Origin of the sequence: Streptomyces sp. JW3 (assembly GCF_052216785.1) — a bacterium.
Classification (GTDB): Bacteria; Actinomycetota; Actinomycetes; order Streptomycetales; family Streptomycetaceae; genus Streptomyces.
The window spans coordinates 1-4079 of record NZ_JBQOUX010000206.1 but is presented as its reverse complement, the minus strand read 5'-3'; the positions used below and the strand labels follow the sequence as shown (position 1 = coordinate 4079).

The 4079-nt window shown below is 68.7% G+C and carries 4 protein-coding genes; 3 read left to right on the top strand and 1 reads right to left on the bottom strand.

Annotated elements, in window-relative coordinates; genetic code table 11:
• From ACTT8P_RS37935 to ACTT8P_RS37925, 3 genes are all read left to right on the top strand, one after another.
• Positions 1 to 317, top strand: a 317-nt coding sequence (locus tag ACTT8P_RS37935; protein WP_442836346.1) for a vitamin B12 dependent-methionine synthase activation domain-containing protein, incomplete at its 5' end; no start/stop codon positions are given.
• Between the two features lie 106 nt (positions 318 to 423).
• Positions 424 to 1125, top strand: a complete 702-nt coding sequence (locus ACTT8P_RS37930) for an HAD family hydrolase (protein ID WP_442836345.1) — start codon at positions 424 to 426, stop codon at positions 1123 to 1125.
• Between the two features lie 443 nt (positions 1126 to 1568).
• A complete protein-coding gene (locus tag ACTT8P_RS37925; protein WP_442836344.1) occupies positions 1569 to 3173 on the top strand; it encodes an ABC transporter substrate-binding protein in 1605 nt (534 codons plus the stop codon).
• 103 nt (positions 3174 to 3276) lie between these two features.
• On the opposite strand, the gene ACTT8P_RS37920 is transcribed toward ACTT8P_RS37925, so the two are convergent.
• Positions 3277 to 3948 carry a response regulator gene (locus tag ACTT8P_RS37920; protein WP_215173697.1) on the bottom strand — a complete coding sequence of 224 codons (672 nt, stop codon included), beginning with the start codon at positions 3946 to 3948 and terminating at the stop codon, positions 3277 to 3279.
• Positions 3949 to 4079 lie beyond the last annotated feature (131 nt).

Genomic DNA, 4079 nt, shown 5'->3' with positions numbered 1-4079 from the left:
AACTGCACGGCCTGTCCGTCCAGCTCGCCGAGGCCCTCGCCGAGTACTGGCACGCCCGGGTCCGCTCCGAACTGGGCTTCGCCGGTGAGGACCCGGACGCCATGCAGGGCATGTTCGAGCTGAAGTACCGGGGCGCCCGCTTCTCGCTGGGCTACGGCGCCTGCCCGGACCTGGAGGACCGGGCCAAGATCGCCGCCCTGCTGGAGCCGGAACGGATCGGCGTCCACCTCTCCGAGGAGTTCCAGCTGCACCCCGAGCAGTCCACCGACGCCATCGTGATCCACCACCCCGAGGCGAAGTACTTCAACGCCCGCTGAGGCTCCACCGGGCGTGTCGCCCGCGGGCGACGTACACTGGTCGGTCCACCGCAGGCCGGTTCCCGCTCAGGGAACCGGCCTGATCGTCCCTCAAGGAGGCACGTGGATGACCAGTACGGTCCCCGCACTCGGCACTCGTACGGCCGAAGGGTCCGCCCTCCAGGCCGTACTCCTGGACATGGACGGAACCCTGGTGGACACCGAGGGGTTCTGGTGGGACGTCGAGACCGAGGTCTTCGCGGGCCTCGGGCACACCTTGGACGACTCCTGGCGGCATGTCGTGGTCGGCGGTCCGATGACCCGCAGCGCGGGCTTCCTGATCGAGGCCACCGGCGCCGACATCACGCTCGCCGAGCTGACCGTCCTGCTCAACGACGGCTTCGAGGAGCGCATCGGCCGGTCCCTGCCGCTGATGCCGGGCGCCAAGCGGCTGCTGGCCGAGCTGTCCGAGCACGAGATCCCCACCGCCCTGGTCTCCGCCTCCCACCGGCGCGTCATCGACCGGGTCCTCACCGCGCTCGGCGCCCACCACTTCGCCCTGACCGTCGCGGGCGACGAGGTGCCGCGCACCAAGCCCTACCCGGACCCCTACCTGGCCGCCGCCGCCGGACTCGGCGCCGATCCGCACCGGTGCGCCGTCATCGAGGACACCGCGACCGGTGTCGCCGCCGCCGAGGCAGCGGGCTGCCAGGTCGTCGCCGTCCCGTCCGTCGCCCCCCTCGCACCGGCCCCCAGACGCACCGTCGTGCCCTCGCTGGAACAGGTGGACCTGGCATTTCTGCGCGGACTGATGACACACGCGCACTAGCACTTCACCCAGCGTGCACCGGCGAATGCGAACTATTCCGCGGAACGCGTGGCGGAGCGGTCCCGAAGAGTACCGAAGAGTAATTCCCCACCTCGGTACGGCCGAATTGAGTGCGTCACCAAGCTTCTTGACCATGTGACGTTCCCCACGCCCCCGGGGGTCGACAGAAGCCTGTGCGTGTGCTGTTCGCGGTGCGTTCGGGGGCGACGCGGTGCCCTTGTGTCCCGATTGATGAAACCTCGCACTAATCCTTCCGCTGTCGGGTTTTCGGTGCGTCCACGCCCGGTTTCACTGCGTGATGAGGGCTCAACTCCGGTGGCTGCGAACTGTCGTGCGGACGCGGACTAATCTCGTCGCGAGAACCTCGCCCCTACCCCCGTGATCCGCCGCGACACCCCTGCATGTCGGATACACGGAATCGACAGCCCTGGAGAAACCCGAGCATGAACCGTAAGACTTTGGTGCTGCCGGCCGTGGTCGGCCTGCTCGCGCCGGTGCTCGCCGCGTGCGGCGGTTCCGACGGTGGCAGTGGCGGCGGAGACGCGATCGTCGTCGGCACCACGGACCGGTTCACCGTCTCGAAGGACGTGCCCGCGCCCCTCGACCCGGCGTACGCCTACGACGTCGGCAGCTGGAACGTCCTGCGCCAGACCCAGCAGACCCTGATGATCCAGCCGCGCGGCGACGGCGAGCCGGTGCCCGAGGCGGCCGAGGAGTGCGGCTTCACCGACACCGGCAACGAGCGGTACTCCTGCACCTTGCGCGACGGCCTGAAGTTCGCGGGCGGCGACCCCATCACCGCCGCCGATGTGAAGTTCTCCATCGAGCGGGCCATCTCCCTCAAGGCCGACAGCGGGGTCTCCTCACTGCTGTCCACCGTCGACACCGTCGAGACACAGGGCGACCGAGAGGTGATCTTCCACCTCAAGACCGCCGACGCCACCTTCCCGTACAAGCTGTCGACCCCCGTCGCCGGCATCGTCGACTCCGACGACTACGAGAAGGGCAAGCTGCGCGACGGCTTCGAGATCTCCGGCTCCGGTCCCTACACCTTCGAGGCGGAGACCAAGGGCGACGAACTGACCAAGGGCGTGTTCACCAAGAACCCCAACTACAAGGGGAGTCTCACGGTGAACAACGACAAGGTCGAGATGGTCTCCTACGCCGACGCCGAGACGATGGGCGCCGACATCGAAAAGGGCGACATCGACGTGATGACGCGCGCGATGACGCCCGAGCAGATCGACAAGCTGTCCAAGAGCACCGACAGCGACGTCGACCTGGTCGAGGTGTCCGGCCTGGAGATCCGCTACCTCGCCTTCAACACCGACGCCGCGTCCGTCAAGAACAAGGCCGTCCGCCAGGCGATGGCCCAGCTGATCGACCGCAGCGAACTGGTCTCCAAGGTCTACGGCTCCCAGGCCGAGCCGCTGTACTCGATGGTCCCGGCCACCATCACCGGCCACTCCAACTCGTTCTTCAACACGTACGGCGACCCGAGCGTCGACAAGGCGAAGGACCTGCTGGCGCAGGCCAACATCACCACCCCGGTCAAGCTGACGCTGAACTACACCACCGACCACTACGGTGCCGCCGCCAAGCCGGAGTTCGAGCAGCTCCAGAAGCAGCTCAACGACAGCGGTCTGTTCGACGTCGACATCAAGGGCACGCCCTGGGAGGAGTACCGCCCGGCGCAGCAGGAGCACGCCTACGACGTGTTCGGCATGGGCTGGTTCCCCGACTTCCCGGACGCGGACAGCTTCATCGCGCCGTTCCTCGACAAGGGGAACACCCTTTTCCTGCCGTACAGCAACAGCCGGATCATCAACACGCTGATCCCGGAGTCCCGCCGCGAGGCCGACCGGCTGTCCGCCGCCGACAGCCTGACGGAGATCCAGAACATCGTCGCCGAGGACGTACCGCTGCTGCCGCTGTGGCAGGGCAAGCAGTACGTCGCCACCCGCGACGACATCACCGGGACTGCCTACGTCCTCAACTCCGCCTCCTCCCTCCAGCTCTGGGAACTGGGTCGCGGCGTCAGCAACTGAGCCCGGCCCGCACCACGGCCGCACACGAAAGGGCGCCCCACTCCGCGAGGAGTGGGGCGCCCTTTCGCGCCGCCGTGCCGCAGTGCCGCGAGGCCGGCGCGGGCTACTGCGCGCCGGGCCGCACCAGCCCGCTCTCGTACGCGTACACCGCGGCCTGCACCCGGTCGCGCAGCCCCAGCTTGGTCAGCACATGCCCGACATGCGTCTTGACGGTCGTCTCGCTGACGAACAGGTCGGCGGCGATCTCCGCGTTGGACAGACCCCGCGCCACCAGCTTCAGCACCTCCACCTCACGCTCGGTCAGCGTGTGCAGGGTGTCCGGGACCGGCTCCTCGCCCGAAGGCAGATGGGTCGCGTACTTGTCGAGCAGCCGCTTGGTGATGCTCGGCGCCAGCATCGCCTCACCGTCCGCCACCACCCGGATCGCCTGCACCAGCTCATTGGCCGGGGCGTCCTTCAGCAGGAAACCGCTGGCCCCCGCCCGCAACGCCTCCACCACGTACTCGTCGAGGTCGAAGGTGGTCAGCACCAGCACCTTCGCCGGGCCGTCCCGACCGGGGCCGGTGATCTGCCGGGTCGCCTCCACGCCGTCCATCCGCGGCATACGGATGTCCATCAGCACCACGTCGGGCTGCAACGCCCGCACCTGGTCCAGCGCCTGGAGGCCGTCCCCGGCCTCGCCGACGACCGCGATGTCCTGCTCGGCTTCCAGAATCATCCGGAAGCCCGTACGCAGCAGCGGCTGGTCGTCGACCAGTAGGACACGGATGGCCACGTGAGTCTCCTTCGCTAGTCCGGCCCCATTCTGCCCTGCGCTCAGGCCCCCGCCTCGGCCGCCCTCACCGGGAGCGGGTACGGCGGGGGAGTGCCGCCGAACTCCGGGCAGTGGGGGGGGGGGGGGGGCCC